Below are 17,333 nucleotides of genomic sequence, written 5' to 3' on the forward strand. Positions count from 1 at the left end.
GCGGGGTTTTTCTTTGTGGGCGTTCTGTTATTCTGGTCAAGAGTTCAACGCCACACGAGGGATGGGAATGAGCCTTTGGGTTACTGGCACCGTAGTCGAACGGATCGACTGGAACGACAAACTCTTCAGCCTGAAGGTGGACGCCGAGGTGGAGCCCTTCGTGGCCGGCCAGTTCACCAAGCTTGGACTGGAGCAGGAGGGCGAGCGGGTGCAACGAGCCTACTCCTTCGTCAATGCCCCCACCGAGCCGTTGCTGGAGTTCCTGGCGGTGGCGGTGGAGGAGGGTAAGCTCTCCCCGCGACTGCAGGATCTTCACCCGGGCGACCAGCTGATGGTGGCCAAGCGCCCCACCGGCTTCATGGTGCTGGACGAGGTGCCGGCGGGCCGGGACCTGTGGATGCTGGCGACCGGCACCGCCGTCGGCCCCTTCCTCTCCATCCTGCGCGATGCCGGCAGTTGGGAACAGTTTGAGACCTTCAACCTGGTCTATGCAGTCCGCAACCTGGAGGATATGGCCTACCTGGAGGAGATCCGCGCCCTGGAACAGGCCCGTCCCGACCAGTTCAAGTTTATCCCCGTGGTCAGCCGCGAGGAGGTGGCCGGCATGCTCAGAGGCAGGATTCCGTCGCTGATCGCCGGCGGCCAGATCCAGGAGTATGCCGACCGGCCCATCACCCCGTCACGCAGCCAGGTGATGGTGTGCGGCAACCCGGACATGATCCGCGACACCCTGGCGGTGCTGGAGGGGATGAAGCTGAGGAAAAACCTGCGGCGCACCCCGGGCCAGATCACCATGGAGAAGTACTGGTAGAGCTCGTCCGATTCCGAACAGGTCAGGTGGTTTCCTCCTGGCCTGTTTTCGATCACTCCCCCTCCCGGCGAAACTGGTTCTGCTCTGGCAGATAGTGAAAGCCGATGGCCCCCAGCTTATGCTCCAGCTGGGCGCCGCTGATCCCCAGGTCCTCCTCTAACTCCCCAAGGTTGTCGCAGGACAGCCTCAGCCGCTCGTTGACGATGCCCAGCAGGATATGGGCATCCAGCCGTTCAGGGTGGTGAATCTCCATAACGCCTCCAGAAAGATGGCCCTGTCGATAACTATAGATTAGGGACCAAGCGGCAGGCGTGTACAGCCGGGGTTAAGGCACTATCTCGCTAAACTGGTTGAATAAATCCTTAAGTAGTTGCCATGATTGTTATCGAGGGAAACATGGTGACGGGATTGAGGGAGAGAAACGGATGCGAACCAGAACAGTGTTATGGTCCCTGCTGCTGGCCCCGGTTGTGGCTCAGGGGAGCGAATATGGTCCCCTGATGGTCAAGGCCCAGTCGCCTCTGCAGGCCCAGGCCTATACGCCGATGATGCGCAGCGGCCAGGTGCTGGAGCCCGGAACCACAGAGTGGCACCTGACCGGCGCCATCGCCAGTGTCTGGGCGGTCACTCCCGACTATGAGATGGATTACTACCATAACGAGCTGAACCTCGGGGTTCGGTTCGCCCCTTTGGCGCGCTGGGAGTTTGAGGTCAACTACCAGTACCGTTTCGCCGCCGATAACGGCCTGGACACCGTCACCGAGAAGTTTCACGATCTGTTTGGCCTGGGGCAGAATGGCCGGGACCAGGTGCCCAAGCACCGTTTCTATATCTCCGCCCCCCGATATGGGGTGCTCTACGAGGATTTCCAGGGGGAAACCCTCAGCAACGTCCTCTCCGGCTACGCCGGCTACCAGCTCTACCTCGAGGGGGCCCACGGGATGTCGGCCGGGCTGGGGCTCGCCTACAACTATGTGGGCAGCGGCCCTTTCGAGATCCGCTCTTTCGAGCAGATCGCCCAGCTGAACTACAGCTACCAGCCGAATGCACCCCATCACCTACACCTGACCCTGGGCAGCGCCCACAGCGACGATCAGGCCACCTCCGGCGGACTGAAGATGAGCGACTGGTCCTGGATGGCGGGAGCCAGCTACCAGTACCACCTCGGTGAGCGCCACCGGCTGTTGCTGGAGTATCACCTCTACAGTGGTGAAACCAAGGAGGTGGATGAGCTGGATGAGGTCTCCCACGAGTTCCTGGTGGGTTACCGTTACCACCTGGAGCGCGGCGCCCTCGAGCTGACCATGATCGAGAACGTGTTCAACATGGACAACAGCACCGACATCGCCTTCACCCTGGGTTACCGCCACAAGCTGTGACGGAGCAGCAAAGAGAGAGGGCGCCCATGGGCGCCCTCTCTGGTCGGGGGAGGGGTTACTCCTGGCCGAACAGCGGGTAGGGTCTGGGCTCGATGGCCAGCGCCACCTCGCCGAGGCGCAGCCTGGCATCCGGTGCCACGTCCTTGGCCATGACCGCGGTGGCCCACAGTTCACCGTCCACCAGTTGGCTGTTCAGCAGGGTGCCGCCCCGGCGCCAGTTGTCACCCAGGGCCAGCTCCAGCTCCCCCTCGGGCAGGGTGTCGCAACTGCCTTTGAGCACGAAGGTGGCGCGCTTGTTGCCGCCACGGAAGTGCATCCGGGCCACGGTTTCCTGACCGATGTAACACCCCTTGTCGTACTGGATGCCACCGACGGCATCCAGGTTCAGCATCTGCGGCACCAGCTCACCGCTGTGGCTGGCGGGCAACATGGGCCAGGCCCGGGCGATCTCGTGGCGCAGCCACAGCTCGGTGCTGCCGCCATCCAGGGCGGCCAGACCGCCGGGCAGGTCACCGACGATGATGGCGCTGTCCTGATCCAGCAGCAGGCTGGCGTCTCCCTGGTGACGCAGGGTGCCCTCACCGGCGAACAGCTCTTGGGCCAGCTGGCAGGCATCGTTGCCCAGCAGCCCGTGCAGGGCCAGCTCGTCACTGGCATCGGTGATGGTCACCTTGTTGAATACCGCATACTTCTGCAACTGGGGCAGATCCAGGGGGATAAGATCCCTGGGCATCACCATCAGCACCTCGCCGTCGCGCTTGAACAGACGGAAGCTGGCCAGCAGCTTGCCCTTGGGATCGCAGTGGCCGCCCCAGCTCCAACGGTTGGCCTCCAGTGCGAGCAGGTTGATGGTCAGTTGGCCCTGCAGGAAGGTCAGGGTGTCGTCGCCGCTGATGCGGATCAGACCCAGGTGGGTCAGGGGGATGAGCTGCGCCATGGCAAATCCTAGAAAATATGGCCTGTGGAAGCCCTCCAGTGTAAGCCATGGCGAATGGGAAAAAAACTGGCCTAAGTCCCCATTTTTACAGGGGCTATTGATGGAGAATCAATAGCCCCTGGCGTTCCGGCGGCGGTCTTAGTGAAGGATGCGGGCGCGGATGGTGCCGTCGATGGCGCTCAGCTGGGCCAGGGCGTCGTCGGCGTGCTGGGTTTGCACGTCCATCACCACGTACCCCAGGTCATTCTTGGTTTGCAGGAACTGGGCGACGATATTGATCTCCTTGGCGGCAAACGCCTGGTTGATCTGGTTGAGGATACCGGGCACGTTGCGGTGAATGTGCAGCAGGCGGCTGGCACCGGTGTGCTCCGGCAGCGACACCTCGGGGAAGTTCACCGCAGAGAGGGTGGAGCCGTTGTCGGAGTATTTCACCAGCTTGGAGGCCACCTCGATACCGATGTTCTCCTGGGCTTCCTGGGTGGAGCCGCCCACGTGCGGGGTGAGGATGACGTTGTCGAACTCACGCAGCGGAGTGACAAACTCCTCGTCGTTGGATTTGGGCTCCACCGGGAACACGTCCACGGCGGCCCCGCGGATGCGACCGCTGGAGAGGGCGGCGGAGAGGGCGTTGATCTCGACCACGGTGCCGCGGGAGGCGTTGATCAGTATGCTGCCCTGGCGCATATGGGCCAGGGTGTCGGCGTTGATCATGTTCTTGGTGGCCGGGGTTTCCGGCACATGCAAACTGACGATGTCGGACTGGGCCAGCAGCTGTGGCAGTGAGCCCATCTGGCGGGCGTTGCCCAGGGGCAACTTGTTTTCGATGTCATAGAACATCACCTGCATCCCCAGGCCTTCGGCCAACACCCCCAGCTGGGTGCCGATGTGGCCGTAGCCGATGATCCCCAGCACCTTGCCCCTGGCTTCGAAGCTGCCGCTGGCACTCTTCTGCCAGACGCCCCGGTGGGCTTGGGCGTTCTTCTCGGGGATGCCGCGCAGCAGCAGCAGGATCTCGCCCAGCACCAGCTCGGCCACGGACCGGGTGTTGGAGAAGGGGGCATTGAATACCGGAATCCCCTTGCTGGCGGCGGCCTTGAGGTCCACCTGGTTGGTGCCGATACAGAAGCAGCCGATGCCCACCAACTTGTTGGCGGCTTCAATGACTCTCTCGGTAAGCTGGGTGCGGGAGCGGATGCCGATGAAATGGACATCCCTGATGCGCTCGATCAACTCCTCTTCAGACAGGGAGGTTTTCAGTGCTTCAATGTTGTCATAACCGGCCAGTTTGAAGCTTTCGATGGAGCGCGGGTGCAGTCCCTCCAGCAGCAGAACCTTAATTTTGTCTTTTTCGAGAGAGTATTGGGTCATGGTACAGATTCCATACGGCGAGAGTGGGAATAGCCCAGCTTACCCTAATTCCTTTTTGTATGAACAGTGGAATTGATCGTTATACTAAGGCGCAATCCAACCATAGAAAAGATAGATAATCACCATGTCTCACTCCCTGTACCGCCTGGCCTGGGTGGCTACTTTCAGCCTGGTGCTGTTCTGGTCCGCCATCGACCCCAAGGATGGTTTCACCTGGTTTCTGGAGGTGCTGCCGGCCCTCCTCGGCGCGCTGATCCTGCTGGCGACCCTCAAGCGCTGGCCCTTGACGCCGCTGGCCTACCAGCTGGTGCTGCTGCACAGTGTCATCCTGATGGTGGGGGGCCACTATACCTATGCCGAGGTGCCGCTGTTTGACACCCTGGCCGAGTGGTTCGACTGGCAGCGGAACAACTATGACAAGGTGGGCCACCTGGCCCAGGGGTTCATTCCCGCCATCCTGGCCCGGGAGGTGTTCCTGCGTAACCGGGTGGTGCGTCCCGGTGGCTGGACTTTCTTCCTGTCGCTCTGCTTCTGCCTGGCGTTCTCCGCCTTCTATGAGTTGATCGAGTGGTGGGTGGCCATCGGCACCGGAGAGGGGGCCGAGGCGTTCCTGGGGACCCAGGGGTATGTCTGGGATACCCAGTCCGACATGATGTGGGCGATGATCGGCGCCATCCTCTCCCAGTTGCTGCTGGGCCGGCGGCATGACCGCCAGCTCCGGCCGCTGCTGAGCTAGGGCAGCCGGTGGCCGGGGGCCGCCAGGGCGTTCCAGAAGATCGCCATGGCGCCCTCCTGCTGGCGGGGATCGGCGGCCTGCTCCGGGTGATCGATAAAGTAGCCAGCGCTGGCCATGAACAGGCTGTGGCACGCCTCCATCATCAGTTCATGAGGGTAGGGCGCCAGCTCCCCCCGCGCCTGCCCCATCTTGATCAGCTCCAGCACAAACCCCAGGGTGTCGAATTTGGCGGTGCGCCGGGTGGCCGGGGTCAGCACCGGTGACTGGTAGTAGGCCAGCAGGAAACGGATCTTATCCGGATGATCCAGGGCCCAGGCCATGGCGGCCTGCCACATGCGGCAGGCCATCTCGCGGGTGGGCTGATCCGCTCGCAGCGCCGGCAGGCGATCGGCCAGCTCCTGCTTGATCTCTAGGTAGAGGGCGGCGATAAGCGCCTGCTTGTTGCTGAAATGGTGGAACAGGGTGCCGGTGGCCACCCCGGCCTCCCTGGCGATCTTGGCGGTGGCCGCCCCCTCCAACCCCTGCTGTACAAACAGCACCAGTGCGGTATCCAGAATCTGCTGACGTTTCGAGGCGCTCACCCCATCTCCTTATCTTAGGAACAGTTTAAAGACCAGCTTTTGTAGCCACTTGCCGTAGGGGGGCTGCATCATGGCGGCGGAGTAGAAGCGCCCCTGGCGCAGCACCGTTTTCGCATTGGAGAAGGTCTTGAACCCCTCCTGGCCGTGGTAGTGCCCCATGCCCGAGGGGCCGACACCGCCGAAGGGGGCGTCTTCCGCCGCCACATGGAACAGGGTGTCGTTGATGCACATGCCGCCGGCATGGGTATGATCGATCACCTGCTGCTGCAGCTCCCTATCATAGCTCAGCAGGTAGAGGGCCAGCGGGCGGGGCCGGTCCCGCACATGGTCCAGCGCTTCCTTGATGTTGTCGTAGGGCACCAGCGGCAGCAGCGGCCCGAAGATCTCATCCTGCCTGACCCTCATATCATCATCGGTGTCCAGCAGCAGGTGGGTGGTGATGCGTCGACGGCGGTCATCCCGGTGTTTGCCCCTGGCACAGGGCACGGCCCTGGCGCCCTTGGCGAGGGCATCCTCCAGCAGGGCGGTGAGGCGCTGATAGTGGCGGTCATTGATCACCGAGCCGTAGTCCGGACTGTCCACCCCGTCGGGGTAGAGGGTTTCGAAACGGCGGCGGTAGGCGTCGACAAAGGCGTCCAGCTTCTCCCTGGGCACCAGCACATAGTCAGGCGCGACACAGATCTGGCCGGCGTTAAGGCATTTGCCAAAAGCCATCCGCTTCACGGCCACATCGAGATCCATATCCGGGCCGACGATCACCGGGCTCTTGCCGCCAAGCTCCAGGGTCACCGGGGTCAGGTTCTCGGCGGCGGCGCGCATCACGTGGTGACCCACGGCGGTGGAGCCGGTAAACAGCAGGTGGTCGAAGGGCAGGGCGGTGAACTGGGCGGCCACATCGGCTTCGCCCTCGATGCAGGCCACCTGATCCTTGTCGAACGCCTCGGCCAGCATGGCGATCAACGCCCGGTTGGTGTGGGGGGTGAACTCTGACAGCTTGATCATCGCCCGGTTGCCGGCGGCCAAGGCGGCGATCAGCGGGCCGATGGAGAGCATCACCGGGAAGTTCCAGGGCACCACGATGCCGACCACCCCAAGGGGCTGGTAGTGCACCTCCACCCTGGCCGGGGCCAACAGCAGGCCGGCGCGTCGCTTTTCCGGTTTGAACCACTGCTTCAGATGTTTGCTGCTGTAGCGGAGGTTCATCACGCAGGGGAGGATGTCGGAGAGCAGGGAGTCCTGGCGGCTGCGCCCCTGGTAGTCGCGCTCCAGGGCGTCGCACAGCCGGTCGCTGTGGGCCAGCAGCGCCTGCTTGAGTTTGCGCAGATCCTCGATGCGCCGTGCCAGTTCCCGGTCGGGCTCGTGGTGGAATGCCTGCTTCTGGGTGTCGAAGCAGGCTAACAGCGACTGATGGATGCTGGTGGGGCTCGGTCGTTCTGTCATGGGATCTCCCTGTCTCGGGGTGAAAAGTGACCGACTGATTAGTCGGTCTGATCTTGGTGCAAAAAACAGGCGCCGTCAAGGCGCCTGCTGCCGTCCCTTCAGCCGCCGTGTGTTTCTGAAATGAGCTTATCGATCTTATTTACGACTTTTTCATCATCCGGCCTGGTGGTGGGGGCCCAGTAATCCACCAGCTTGCCGTCGCCGTCCACCAGGTACTTGTAGAAGTTCCACTTGGGGGCGCCTCCCTGTTGTGCCAGGGCCTTGAACACGGGATCGGCATCGCTGCCACGCACCGACACCGGGGCGAGCATGGTGAAGCTGACGCCGTAGTTGCGATAGCACACCTCGGCGGTCTTGGCCTCGTCGTCCTCCTCCTGGAAGAAGTCGTCCGAGGGGAAGCCGATGATCACCAGCTGATCACCATAGCTCTTATGCAGTTGCTCCAGCTGCTTGAACTGGGGGGTGTAGCCGCAGTTGCTGGCGGTGTTGACGATCAGGGCGGGGCGGCCGGCGGTGAGCTGACACAGGTTCACCTGTTCCCGGTCGTGCAGGCGTCGCTTGTCCACATCCAGCCAGTCGGGGCAGGAGGCGGCAAAGAGGGATGGGGCGGCAGCCAGGGCCAGCAGGGCGAAAAGGGGTCGCATTGTCACTCCTTGAACTGAACTTGGGGGATCCACTCCCCCACTACGAGAAAGGTCGCTGGGCCGATCATCCGACCGGCCCCATAAGGGTTATTTGATGGTCTTCACACCCGCTTCGGTGCCCAGCAGCAGCACGTCGGCCCCGCGGTCGGCGAACAGGCCGTTGGTGACCACCCCGACGATGGCGTTGAGCTGGGTTTCCAGCTTCCTCGGCTCCATGATCTTCATGTTGTACACGTCCAGGATGATGTTGCCGTTGTCGGTCACCACCCCCTCGCGGTAGACGGGGCTGCCGCCCAGTTTGACGATCTCCCGGGCCACGTAGCTTCGGGCCATGGGAATCACCTCTACCGGCAGTGGAAACTCACCCAGGATGTCCACCTGTTTGCTGGCGTCGGCGATGCAGATGAACTTATCGGCCACGGCGGCAACGATCTTTTCGCGGGTCAGGGCGGCACCGCCCCCCTTGATCATCTGCATCTGCGGGTTGATCTCATCGGCGCCGTCCACGTACACGGACAGCCTGTCGACACTGTTCAGGTCGAACACCGGAATCCCCAGGGCCTTCATCTTGGCGGTGGAGGCTTCGGAGCTGGATACCGCCCCCTCGATACTGTTCTTCTTGGTGGCCAGGGCGTCAATGAAGTGGTTGACGGTGGAGCCGGTTCCGACGCCGACAATGCTGCCATCTTCCACGTATTCCAGTGCTGCCCAGCCTGCGGCTTTTTTCAGTTCGTCTTGTGTCATCGAAGGATCTCCTAAAAGTCTGCCGGGAATTATAGTTCCCTTGGGTCCGGGAGATAAACCGTTGTGTCGCAGAACGGGAAAAAGAGGAGGAGAACAGGGGAGAGCGGTAGGGATGGTTGCCGGAGCCGGGGGAGAAGGCGGCTCCGGCGCTGCCCCGTTAGCGGGCACCCGGAGTCATCAGGCTTCGACCAGACGACCCTCCTGCTTGATGGCGATCTTGCGGGGCTTCATCGCCTCGGGGATCTCGCGAACCAGGTCGACGTGCAGCAGGCCGTGCTTCATCTGGGCATCACTCACCCGCACATGGTCGGCCAGCTTGAAGCGGCGCTTGAAGTTGCGCTCGGCGATGCCCTGGTGCAGGTAGTGGCGCTGAACCTCGCCCTTGGCCTTGGTGCCCTCGATCTTCAGGGTGTCGCCCTCCACCTCGATATCCAACTCGTCGTCGGCGAAGCCGGCTACCGCCATGGTGATGCGGTAGTGGTTCTCCTCCACCAGCTCGATGTTGTACGGGGGGTAGCCGTTGTGGCTTTCGGAGCGCTGGGCTTCGTCCATCAGCTTGGCGAAGCGCTCGAAACCGATGGCGGATTTGTACAGGGGGGCAAGATCAAAAGTACGCATAACAGTGTCCTCACTTGAGCAACAAGACAGATTCAAGGCTGTCGTCCGGGCCTCCATTGAGCACCCATGCTTCGACACTGTTAGAGATGGCGACAGTTCCAGGGAATTCAACCCCATAGACAGGAAATTTTACTCCTCCTCCGCTTCCATCGCTGGAACCAGTCGGGAGATAGCCCCTATAAGCTGCCGTTTATCGAAGGGTTTCGGTACGTAGTAATCCATGCCGGCCTCGTAACAGGCCCGCACATCATCATCCAGCACGCTGGCGGTGAGGGCGATGATCGGCACCCGTCGCCGCCGTTGCCGCGCTTCGATGAGACGGATCTGGCGGGTCGCTTCGAAGCCGTCCATCACCGGCATCATGCAGTCCATCAGGATCAGGTCATACTCTGTGGCCAGCGCCAGTTCGGTGGCCTCCTGGCCGTTGTCGGCGATCTCCACCCTGAAACCCGCCTTGGCGAGGATGATCTGCGCCACCCTCTGGTTGGTCTTGTTGTCCTCCACCAGCAGCAGCCGGGCCCGGGCCTCCACCACGCGCCGATCGGCCCCCGGGTGAGAGGGGCTGGCGGGATCCCTCAGGCTGTTCATCAGTTTTTCCAGGCTGCGCTGCAGCCGCTCTCCCCGAATGGGGACCCGCATCACCTGCACTCGGTTGTCGAGGTGGTCCAGGATCAGGCTGTTGGACAGGTCGTTCAGCAGCATCAGTGGCAGCGGGCGCAAGGCCTGCAGTGTCAGGAGGGTGCGTTCCCCGTCCGGAAGAGTGGAGTAGCGCGCCATCAGCAGATCGAAGTGTCGCTCCCCCCGCAGCATCCGGGCCACCTCGTCGGCGCTGGTGCCATAGCTGACCTCCATCCCCAGGACGGCCAGCTCGTCAGCGTAGCGCTGAGCCGAATCGTGGTCGCCATCGAGCAGCAGCGCCCTGAGCCCCGCCAGCTTATGGGGCCTGGGTGCCGACGCGGGGATCGGCTCCGCCGGCAGCTCCAGGGTAAAGGTACTGCCCTGGCCCTTGCGGCTGGCGACCCGGATCTGTCCTCCCATCAACTGGGCCAGCTGGCGACAGATGCTCAGGCCCAGTCCGGTGCCGCCAAACTGGCGGGTGGTGGAGCCATCCTCCTGCTGGAAGGGGTGGAAGATCTCCTCCAGCTTCTGTGTGTCGATGCCGATGCCGGAATCGCGGACCGAGATGCACAGCAGGGGAGCTTGCTCCTCCCTGTGCATCTGGCAGCAGGCCAGCAGCACCTGCCCCTCGGCGGTGAACTTCACCGCATTGGAGAGCAGATTGAGCAGGATCTGACGCAACCGGTGGCTGTCGACCCGCACCTGTTGGGGCAGCTCCCTCGGATACTCCACATCGAAGCGCACCCCTTTCTCCATCGCCTTGGGGGCCACCACTCCGGCGACTTCGTAGAACAGCTCCTTGAGGTTGGTGGTGACCGGTGAGATGGCCAGGCTGCCCGCTTCGATCTTGGACAGATCCAGCACATCGTTGATGATCGATTGCAGGGCCCGGGATGAGCTCTGGATGGTATGCAGGTACTCCAGCTGCTCGCCGTTCATCTTGGTGCTGCTGAGGATGTCGGTCATGCCGATGATGCCGTTGAGGGGGGTGCGAATCTCGTGGCTCATGTTGGCGAGGAAGATGCTCTTGGCACGGTTGGCCTGCTCCGCTTCCTCCTTGGCCTGAACCAGGCTGGCCTCGAATCCGGCCCGCTCCTGCACCAGCCGGTTCAGGGTCTGGCCCAGCCGGCTGAGCTCATCGTCTCCCGCCAGCTGGATGCTCAGGCCGTAGTCACGGGTCTTCTCCACCTGCTCCATGGTGTCGCCAATGGTGGTGATGCCCCGGCGCAGGTGGCGGGCCAGGCCCAGGGCCAGGGCGGTCATCAGCCCCAGCATCAGCAGCAGGGTAGCCAGGTTACCAATGAATTGGCCCCGCCGCTGTTGGTACGCGGTGGTCGCCGCCAGGGCGATGTCATTGCGTACCGCTTGCAGCACCCGGTCCAGCAACACCATTCGGTTGGCGGCGGCGTTGACCCCCTCTTCGGTGGGCGGCGGGCCCTGTCCCTCCAGCAGGGACTGGCGCAGCGCGTTGCCCCGGGAGAAGGCGTCCTCGGTAAAGGCGGCAAGCAGCAGATTGACCTGAGACTCGCTGGCGTAGATGGTCAGGTACTTGTCCAGGACCGACTGCTGCAGCAGGGCCAGCTCCTGCAGTCGTAGTCTGCCCGGGGCGTCCAGGCCGGCGCGGGCCATGGCCATCCTGATGACGATCAGCTCCTGACGGGCATACTCCAGGGTAAACAGCAGCTGGTTGTAAGCCTGAATCCCCTCGCGGATGGGGCGGTTGTCCACCTCGACCGGCAGAGCCTCCACCATTCTCAAGCTGTTGAGCTGCCAGTCATCGGCCCGGGAGAGCCATTCGATGCGCGGCTGCCATGGCGGGTCCCCATCCGGCAGGGTGGCGATCACCCGGTTGAGCTCCTCCAGGTGCAGGGCGAACCCTTGATGGTTTTCGTCGAACAGCTGCCGAAATGGGGCGGAGTCCAAATGGCTGGCCGCCAGTCGGGCATCGGAGCGGCGGGAGGCCTGCATCCCCGGGGCGGGTGCCTCGACCAGGGAGTGACGCAGCGCGTCGATGGTGGTCATGGCCAGTTGCAGCTCGGAGATAAGCTGGTAACGCTGGTCGATGTGCGCCAGCGCCTTGAGTTCGCCGTACTGGCCCAGCAGGTAGCGGCCGAAGATGGCGGAGCAAAACAGCAGGGGGATGACCACCAGCAGGTGGATGCGCGTACGCAGCGACAGGTTTACAGCCATTGAGCGTCCCTTCTCAACCAGCAAAACTCTGATAAGTTTCTATACTGTGATGCTATAAAGCCTAGCAATGATTATGGATTTTGCTTATCAGGGACGAACGTGAATGACGCACTGTGGGGCGACAGGGGCGCACTGGCTGTTGCTGTGGCTGGCGATGCTGGTTGCCTGGCCGGCCCGGGCAGGGTATGTGCTGATCACCCTCAACGACAGCATGCCGGCCATCAGCGAGAGCAAGGCGCGCATGCTCTACCTGGGCAAGCTGAAGTCGCTGGACAGCTTTGGCCGGGTGGAGCTGGTCGACTTTCCCGAGGGCAGCGTCCACAAGCAGGCGTTCTACCAATCCTTCCTCAACAAATCGCTCCCCCAGATCAACAGTCGCTGGGCCCAGCTGGCCTTTTCCGGTAAGGGCAAGCCTCCGGAGAGCCTGGTCGAGGCCAGTGAACAGGCGGTCCTCGCCTGGCTGGCTCATCACCCGCGTGGGATAGCCTATGTACCCAGGAGCATGGTGCCTCGGGGGGCCCGCATCCTTCTCGACATCGAACAGGGAGTGGATCGATGAGAGCTGCCACCTTTTTCATGACCCTCTTTCTTCCCGGTGTCGCCCTGGGGGCGGTGGATCTGTGGGATCAGCACCTGAGCCTGTCCGGGTTCGCCTCGGTGTCGGCGACCCGGAGTGATAACGGCGTCCCCCTCTACTTCAACCGCCGCATCGAGGATGAGTGGTGCTTCGACTGTGACACCACGGTGGGGTTGCAGCTGGACTCCAGGTTCAGCGAGCGTTGGCGGGCCTCGGTGCAGCTGGTGAAACGTCCCCAGGACAGCTTCTTCAACCCCCAGTTCGAGTGGGGTTACCTCAGCTGGGAGGGGGATGCCCTGGAGGCCAGGGTCGGACGGCTGAGGATCCCGCTGTTTTTGGCGTCCGATTACTATTTTGTGGGCAGTGCCTACCCCTGGGCCCGGCCTCCGGTGGATCTCTACGATACCCTGCTGGGGATCACCGCCTTCAACGGTGCGGATCTCCTCTACCAGCTGAGTCTGGACGATGAGCTGGAGCTGACCCTGCACCCTTTCTACGGCGGCCATAACCATGAGGATGTCGATGTGGGGCCGCTGGTTCTGGAGGTGGAAACCGACATCCTGGCCGGACTCAACCTGAGGTTCAACGGTCCGGCGTTTACCCTCAATGTCTCCTACCTGTATGCCGATTACACCGTCAATGGCATCGTTGATGCCCTGGATATCTTCGCCCTGGGGCTGCACTACGAATGGCGGCGGTGGGAGCTGTGGAGTGAGTTCGAGACCGATCAGCTGCAGAACGCCGCCTATCTGGGGTTGGTGTGGAACCTGGGGCGATGGCGTCCCTATCTGATGGTGGCGAGAAACTGGAAGCGGATCGAGTCGGCCAGCTACCTGGGCGGTGTCCGCTACGACCTGCTGCCCAACCTGTCAGTGAATCTGGAGTACCAGCTGGCGGATGCCCTGGAGGACTCCGAAGGGCAGTTTGTCGTCCCTCCCAGGCCGCTGGCAGAGCCGACTCAGGCCAAGCTGGTGACCCTGATGCTCAGCTACCACTTCTAGGGGCGGCCGGTTCCCCGGCGGCGCCTGGCGTCTCTCCCGCTCTTGGCTAACGGTCACCGGCGCAGATCCTCCCGGGTATCGAGCCAGTGCTCCGGGGTGGCGACCGCATTCAGGGGGATGTCCCAGCTCTGGTGATCCAGCCGCTCCAGCCGTTGGCACTCATGGGCGATGCCCACCAGCAGGGGTCGTGGCGAGTTCCCTTCCAGGTAGCGGTCGTAGAAACCCGCCCCCATCCCCAGCCGGTTGCCCAGGTGATCGAAGCCCACCAGGGGCAGGAGCATCAGGTCGATCCCCTCTCTGGCGATCACCTGCTCCGGCGCCCAGACAGGCTCGGCGATGTGATACCTGTTGATGGCCATCGGCGTGTCCGGCTCGAAGCGCTGGAACAGCATCTCCCGGCCGTTGTCCCGGTGCATCACTGGCAACATCAGGGTCTTCTGCTGCTGCCACAACAGCCGGGCCAGCGGCATCAGGCTGGGCTCCCCATCGTTGGCCAGATAGAGGGCGATGGTCTGTGCGCGCTGGATCTCGGGGCGATCGTTCAACCTGTGAGCCAGCTGCTGAGAGGCTCTGCGCTGCTGCTCTGCGGAGAGGGCGCGCCGTGCCTGGCGCAGGTGACGGCGAAGGGTCTGGCGATCCTGGGGCATGGCTTGTGTTCCTTGGAGTAATCAAGCCTAAACGTACAAAAAACAGGAGAGAAGAGAAAGAGTGCTCCCCACAGATGTCGCTGCAGGCGTAAGCCCGTGAACCGTAAGTTCAGGGCGGGTGCACCGCCTTCGCCTTAGGCTTCTCGGTACCTGCCGAGCATGCACAGTAGCGCCGGAGGGTGGACCCTTTGGTGATAGCATCGGCCAGGGACATAACCCGCTGACGAGCACCACAGGGAGCCGGAAATTGGTCGGGACGGGGATCCCGGGGCGGATTGGCCGCCTGTCCAGGCTGCGCTTCGGAAGCGTCAGCCATATCGGGCTGCAGTGAGCCTCGATAGAGAGGAGTGCTCCCCGCAGATGTCGCTGCAGGTGTAAGCCCGTGAACCGTAGGTTCAGGGCGGGTGCACTGCCTTCGCCGTAGGCTTCTCGGTACCTGCCGAGCATGCACAGTAGCGCTGGGGAGTGTACCCTTTGGTGATAGCATCGGCCAGGGACATAACCCGCTGGCAAACATCACAGGGAGCTCAGTAATTGTAGAGCGGTTTACCGTTCGGTGCCTTGCTCTGTAGTTCCAGACTACTGCGACTCTGAGCCGGACTCAACCCATTTTGGCTGCTTGAGTTCACGTTTGCACAATGCCTGTTCAATGGCGTTTTCAAGTGCTTGAATTTTCTTCGTTCTTTCCTGGGCCTCCCGCGCGGTCCGGGCTTCCAGGCTCATTAATTCGTGGGTGAGGTTGAGGGAGGCCATCACCGCCAGCTGGTCGATGGAGAGCAGAGCGTTGCGCTGTTTGAGCTCCAGAAAACGCTTGTTCAGCTGGTGGGCAACCTGCTGCAGGGTAGCCTCCTCCCCGGGGGGGCAGGCGACGGTGTAGACCCGTTCAAGAAGCGTGATTTCTATGGTGTTTGGGCTCATTCTGGCTTCCGCTGTTTTGGCTGGCTACGGACTATATGCCGGGCAGACCGTTTCTGCAAGGTGACGCCCCCTGTTATGCCTTATGGTTGACTGAATCTCAATACGGCTGTAACACCTTGTATCAATGAATGAACAGCAGGAACTTCGGTGGGCCGGGCGGGACAGGGAAGATATGGAGCGCAACCAGTCGGCGTGATAGCATGAGCTCACTTCTACTGCGGGAATTGAACAGATGAAATGCAACTCTCCTTTACTCCTGAACAAGCTGGATGCGGCCCTGAGCAAAGCGGGGCTGACCATGTTGCCCAGCGAGTTTCACGGGTTGATGACAGGGCTGGTCTGCGGCGGTATCCGCCTGGATCAGCGCGGCTGGCAGGAGAGCTTCCTGGCCCTGGCCAACGAGGGGCAGCCTTTTGGTGATGAGCTGACCGAGGTGATGAAGGAGGTGTACCGCTGCATCGACAAGAGCCTCTCCGAGGACCCCGAGGTGCCGTTCCAGCCGCTGCTGCCCGACGAGGATGAAGCGCTGGCGGTCAGGCTGGAGGCGCTGATCGAGTGGATCCAGAGTTTCTTCCTGGGACTGGCTCGCCTGCAGCCCACTTTCCACACCGTCCGCGGTGAGCTGGGCGAGATGATCGGTGATCTGCGTGAGATCACCAATGTGGAGTTCGACGTAGAAGACAACCAAGAGAACGAAGAGGGGTTTCGGGTGCTGGTGGAGCACGTGGTGGACACCTGCTGGAAGTGCCTGCTGGAGTTTGGCACCCTGCCCGGAGACAAGACCCTGCACTGATAATGAGAACCAAGGATTACTGCCCCATGGAGATTAAGGATTTCAAGGCGCACCGACAGCAACTGATGGCCGCCCTGCCCGAAGGCAGCGTGGCGATGCTGTTTGCCGCCCGGGAATGCACCCGTTCCAACGATACCGAGTACCATTTCCGCCAGAACAGCGACTTCTTCTACCTGACCGGTTTTAATGAACCGGACGCGGTGCTGTTGCTGCGCCCGGGGCAGACTCCGGAGTCGGTGATCTTCGTTCGTCCCACCGACAAGCTGGCGGAGATCTGGCATGGCCGCCGCCTGGGGGTGGAGGCCGCCCCCGAGGCGCTGCAGCTGGATGTGGCCTTCAGCCTTGACGAGATGGGCGAACTGTTGCCGGATCTGGTCAATGGTGCCGACACCCTGGCGTGGCTGCCAGGCCAGGCCAGCTACAGCGACGAGGCGGTCTCCGCCCTGATGGCCACCCTGCGGGCCGGTTTCCGCCAGGGCCGACGGGCGCCGACCAAACAACTGGATCTGCGGGCCCAGCTGCATGAGATGCGTCTGCACAAGAGCGACGCCGAGGTGGCGTTGATGGCTCGGGCCGGAGAGATCAGCGCCAAGGCCCATGTTCGGGCCATGCAAGCCTGCCGCCCCGGCCTGTATGAGTACCAGCTGGAGGCGGAGATCAACCACGAGTGCGCCATCCACGGTGCCCGGTTTATGGCCTACAACTCCATCGTCGGCGGTGGGGTCAACGCCTGCATCCTTCACTATACCGAGAACGAGGCCCAGCTCAACGACGGCGACCTGGTGCTGATCGACGCCGGCTGTGAACTCGATGGCTACGCTGCCGACATCACCCGTACCTTCCCGGTGAACGGCCGCTTCAGCGAGGAGCAGCGGGCGTTGTATGCGCTGGTGCTGGAGGCGGAGAAGACCGCCATCTCCCTGCTCAGACCCGGAATCTCCATTAAGGAGGCCAACGACCGGGTGCTGATCATCCTGGTGTCTGGCCTGGTGGCGCTGGGGATCCTCGAGGGTGAGGTGGAGGCACTGATCGAGCAGGAGGCGTACAAGGCGTTCTACATGCACGGTCTGGGTCACTGGATCGGCATCGATGTCCACGATGTGGGCGACTACCACACCGCCGATCGCACCCGGCCCCTGGAGCCTGGCATGGTGCTGACCATCGAGCCCGGCCTCTACATCGGCCCCGATGCCGAGGTGGAGGCCAGGTGGCGGGGGATCGGCATCCGGGTGGAGGATGATGTGCTGATCACCGAGGAGGGGCACCGGGTGCTGACCGCCGGCGTGCCCAAGGAGATCGACGAGATTGAGGCCCTGATGGCCGGGTAGCAC

General features: G+C 62.6%; 18 protein-coding genes and 2 other RNA genes. 7 read left to right on the forward strand and 13 right to left on the reverse strand.

Annotated elements, in window-relative coordinates:
- Positions 1-67 precede the first annotated feature (67 nt).
- Positions 68-811, forward strand: coding sequence for a ferredoxin--NADP reductase (locus tag FCL40_RS10915; protein ID WP_205729127.1), 744 nt, complete (start codon positions 68-70; stop codon positions 809-811).
- 52 nt (positions 812-863) lie between these two features.
- On the opposite strand, the gene FCL40_RS10920 is transcribed toward FCL40_RS10915, so the two are convergent.
- The gene (locus tag FCL40_RS10920) at positions 864-1,064 is read right to left on the reverse strand and encodes a DUF4250 domain-containing protein (RefSeq protein WP_136853338.1); all 201 of its coding nucleotides are present in this window, start codon (positions 1,062-1,064) and stop codon (positions 864-866) included.
- Between the two features lie 172 nt (positions 1,065-1,236).
- On the opposite strand from FCL40_RS10920, the gene FCL40_RS10925 reads away from it, so the two are divergent.
- Positions 1,237-2,190: a DUF3187 family protein gene (locus FCL40_RS10925; protein ID WP_136853339.1), complete on the forward strand. Its 954-nt coding sequence runs from the start codon at positions 1,237-1,239 to the stop codon at positions 2,188-2,190.
- Between the two features lie 55 nt (positions 2,191-2,245).
- Here FCL40_RS10925 and ygfZ read toward each other — a convergent pair whose 3' ends face one another.
- Together ygfZ and serA are read right to left on the reverse strand one after the other, a co-directional pair.
- Positions 2,246-3,127 (reverse strand): CAF17-like 4Fe-4S cluster assembly/insertion protein YgfZ, encoded by an 882-nt coding sequence (gene ygfZ, locus FCL40_RS10930; protein ID WP_136853340.1) that lies wholly within the window; start codon positions 3,125-3,127, stop codon positions 2,246-2,248.
- 138 nt (positions 3,128-3,265) lie between these two features.
- Positions 3,266-4,495, reverse strand: a complete 1,230-nt coding sequence (gene serA / locus FCL40_RS10935) for a phosphoglycerate dehydrogenase (protein ID WP_136853341.1) — start codon at positions 4,493-4,495, stop codon at positions 3,266-3,268.
- 124 nt (positions 4,496-4,619) lie between these two features.
- Between serA and FCL40_RS10940 the strand changes: the two genes are divergently transcribed.
- Entirely contained in the window at positions 4,620-5,231 is a 612-nt protein-coding gene (locus FCL40_RS10940; protein ID WP_136853342.1) for a DUF2238 domain-containing protein, read from the forward strand.
- On the opposite strand, the gene FCL40_RS10945 is transcribed toward FCL40_RS10940, so the two are convergent.
- The 6 genes from FCL40_RS10945 to FCL40_RS10970 all read right to left on the reverse strand — a co-directional run bounded on the left by FCL40_RS10945 (position 5,228) and on the right by FCL40_RS10970 (position 12,066).
- Positions 5,228-5,812 carry a TetR/AcrR family transcriptional regulator gene (locus tag FCL40_RS10945; protein WP_136853343.1) on the reverse strand — a complete coding sequence of 195 codons (585 nt, stop codon included), beginning with the start codon at positions 5,810-5,812 and terminating at the stop codon, positions 5,228-5,230. The genes FCL40_RS10940 and FCL40_RS10945 overlap by 4 nt on opposite strands.
- A gap of 9 nt (positions 5,813-5,821) precedes the next feature.
- Positions 5,822-7,252, reverse strand: a complete 1,431-nt coding sequence (locus FCL40_RS10950) for a coniferyl aldehyde dehydrogenase (RefSeq protein WP_136853344.1) — start codon at positions 7,250-7,252, stop codon at positions 5,822-5,824.
- 98 nt (positions 7,253-7,350) lie between these two features.
- On the reverse strand, positions 7,351-7,896 hold the full coding sequence (locus FCL40_RS10955) for a glutathione peroxidase (protein WP_136853345.1): 546 nt from the start codon (positions 7,894-7,896) through the stop codon (positions 7,351-7,353).
- Positions 7,897-7,983: 87 nt separating this feature from the next.
- Complete coding sequence (gene rpiA / locus FCL40_RS10960) at positions 7,984-8,640, reverse strand: ribose-5-phosphate isomerase RpiA (RefSeq protein WP_136853346.1); 657 nt, start codon at positions 8,638-8,640, stop codon at positions 7,984-7,986.
- A 177-nt stretch (positions 8,641-8,817) separates the two neighbouring features.
- Positions 8,818-9,258 (reverse strand): Hsp20 family protein, encoded by a 441-nt coding sequence (locus FCL40_RS10965; protein ID WP_136853347.1) that lies wholly within the window; start codon positions 9,256-9,258, stop codon positions 8,818-8,820.
- A gap of 129 nt (positions 9,259-9,387) precedes the next feature.
- Positions 9,388-12,066, reverse strand: a complete 2,679-nt coding sequence (locus tag FCL40_RS10970) for a hybrid sensor histidine kinase/response regulator (RefSeq protein WP_136853348.1) — start codon at positions 12,064-12,066, stop codon at positions 9,388-9,390.
- 103 nt (positions 12,067-12,169) lie between these two features.
- On the opposite strand from FCL40_RS10970, the gene FCL40_RS10975 reads away from it, so the two are divergent.
- Both FCL40_RS10975 and FCL40_RS10980 read left to right on the forward strand, forming a co-directional pair.
- Positions 12,170-12,625 carry a hypothetical protein gene (locus FCL40_RS10975; RefSeq protein WP_136853349.1) on the forward strand — a complete coding sequence of 152 codons (456 nt, stop codon included), beginning with the start codon at positions 12,170-12,172 and terminating at the stop codon, positions 12,623-12,625.
- Entirely contained in the window at positions 12,622-13,644 is a 1,023-nt protein-coding gene (locus FCL40_RS10980) for a hypothetical protein (protein ID WP_136853350.1), read from the forward strand. The genes FCL40_RS10975 and FCL40_RS10980 overlap by 4 nt, the downstream gene beginning before the upstream one ends.
- 53 nt (positions 13,645-13,697) lie before the next feature.
- Here the strand turns inward: FCL40_RS10980 and FCL40_RS10985 are convergent, their stop codons facing one another.
- The 4 genes from FCL40_RS10985 to FCL40_RS11000 form a co-directional block, all read right to left on the reverse strand.
- On the reverse strand, positions 13,698-14,291 hold the full coding sequence (locus FCL40_RS10985; RefSeq protein WP_136853351.1) for a 5-formyltetrahydrofolate cyclo-ligase: 594 nt from the start codon (positions 14,289-14,291) through the stop codon (positions 13,698-13,700).
- Positions 14,292-14,352: 61 nt separating this feature from the next.
- Positions 14,353-14,533: non-coding RNA, 6S RNA (ssrS, locus tag FCL40_RS10990), on the reverse strand.
- 105 nt (positions 14,534-14,638) lie between these two features.
- Positions 14,639-14,819: non-coding RNA, 6S RNA (gene ssrS, locus FCL40_RS10995), on the reverse strand.
- A gap of 51 nt (positions 14,820-14,870) precedes the next feature.
- Positions 14,871-15,209, reverse strand: a complete 339-nt coding sequence (locus FCL40_RS11000) for a cell division protein ZapA (protein ID WP_136853352.1) — start codon at positions 15,207-15,209, stop codon at positions 14,871-14,873.
- Positions 15,210-15,441: 232 nt separating this feature from the next.
- On the opposite strand from FCL40_RS11000, the gene FCL40_RS11005 reads away from it, so the two are divergent.
- Both FCL40_RS11005 and pepP read left to right on the forward strand, forming a co-directional pair.
- Entirely contained in the window at positions 15,442-16,002 is a 561-nt protein-coding gene (locus FCL40_RS11005) for a UPF0149 family protein (RefSeq protein WP_136853353.1), read from the forward strand.
- A 26-nt stretch (positions 16,003-16,028) separates the two neighbouring features.
- On the forward strand, positions 16,029-17,330 hold the full coding sequence (gene pepP, locus FCL40_RS11010) for a Xaa-Pro aminopeptidase (RefSeq protein ID WP_136853354.1): 1,302 nt from the start codon (positions 16,029-16,031) through the stop codon (positions 17,328-17,330).
- Positions 17,331-17,333 lie beyond the last annotated feature (3 nt).

The sequence above is a fragment of the Ferrimonas sediminicola genome (assembly GCF_005116715.1).
GTDB classification, from domain to species: Bacteria; Pseudomonadota; Gammaproteobacteria; order Enterobacterales; family Shewanellaceae; genus Ferrimonas; species Ferrimonas sediminicola.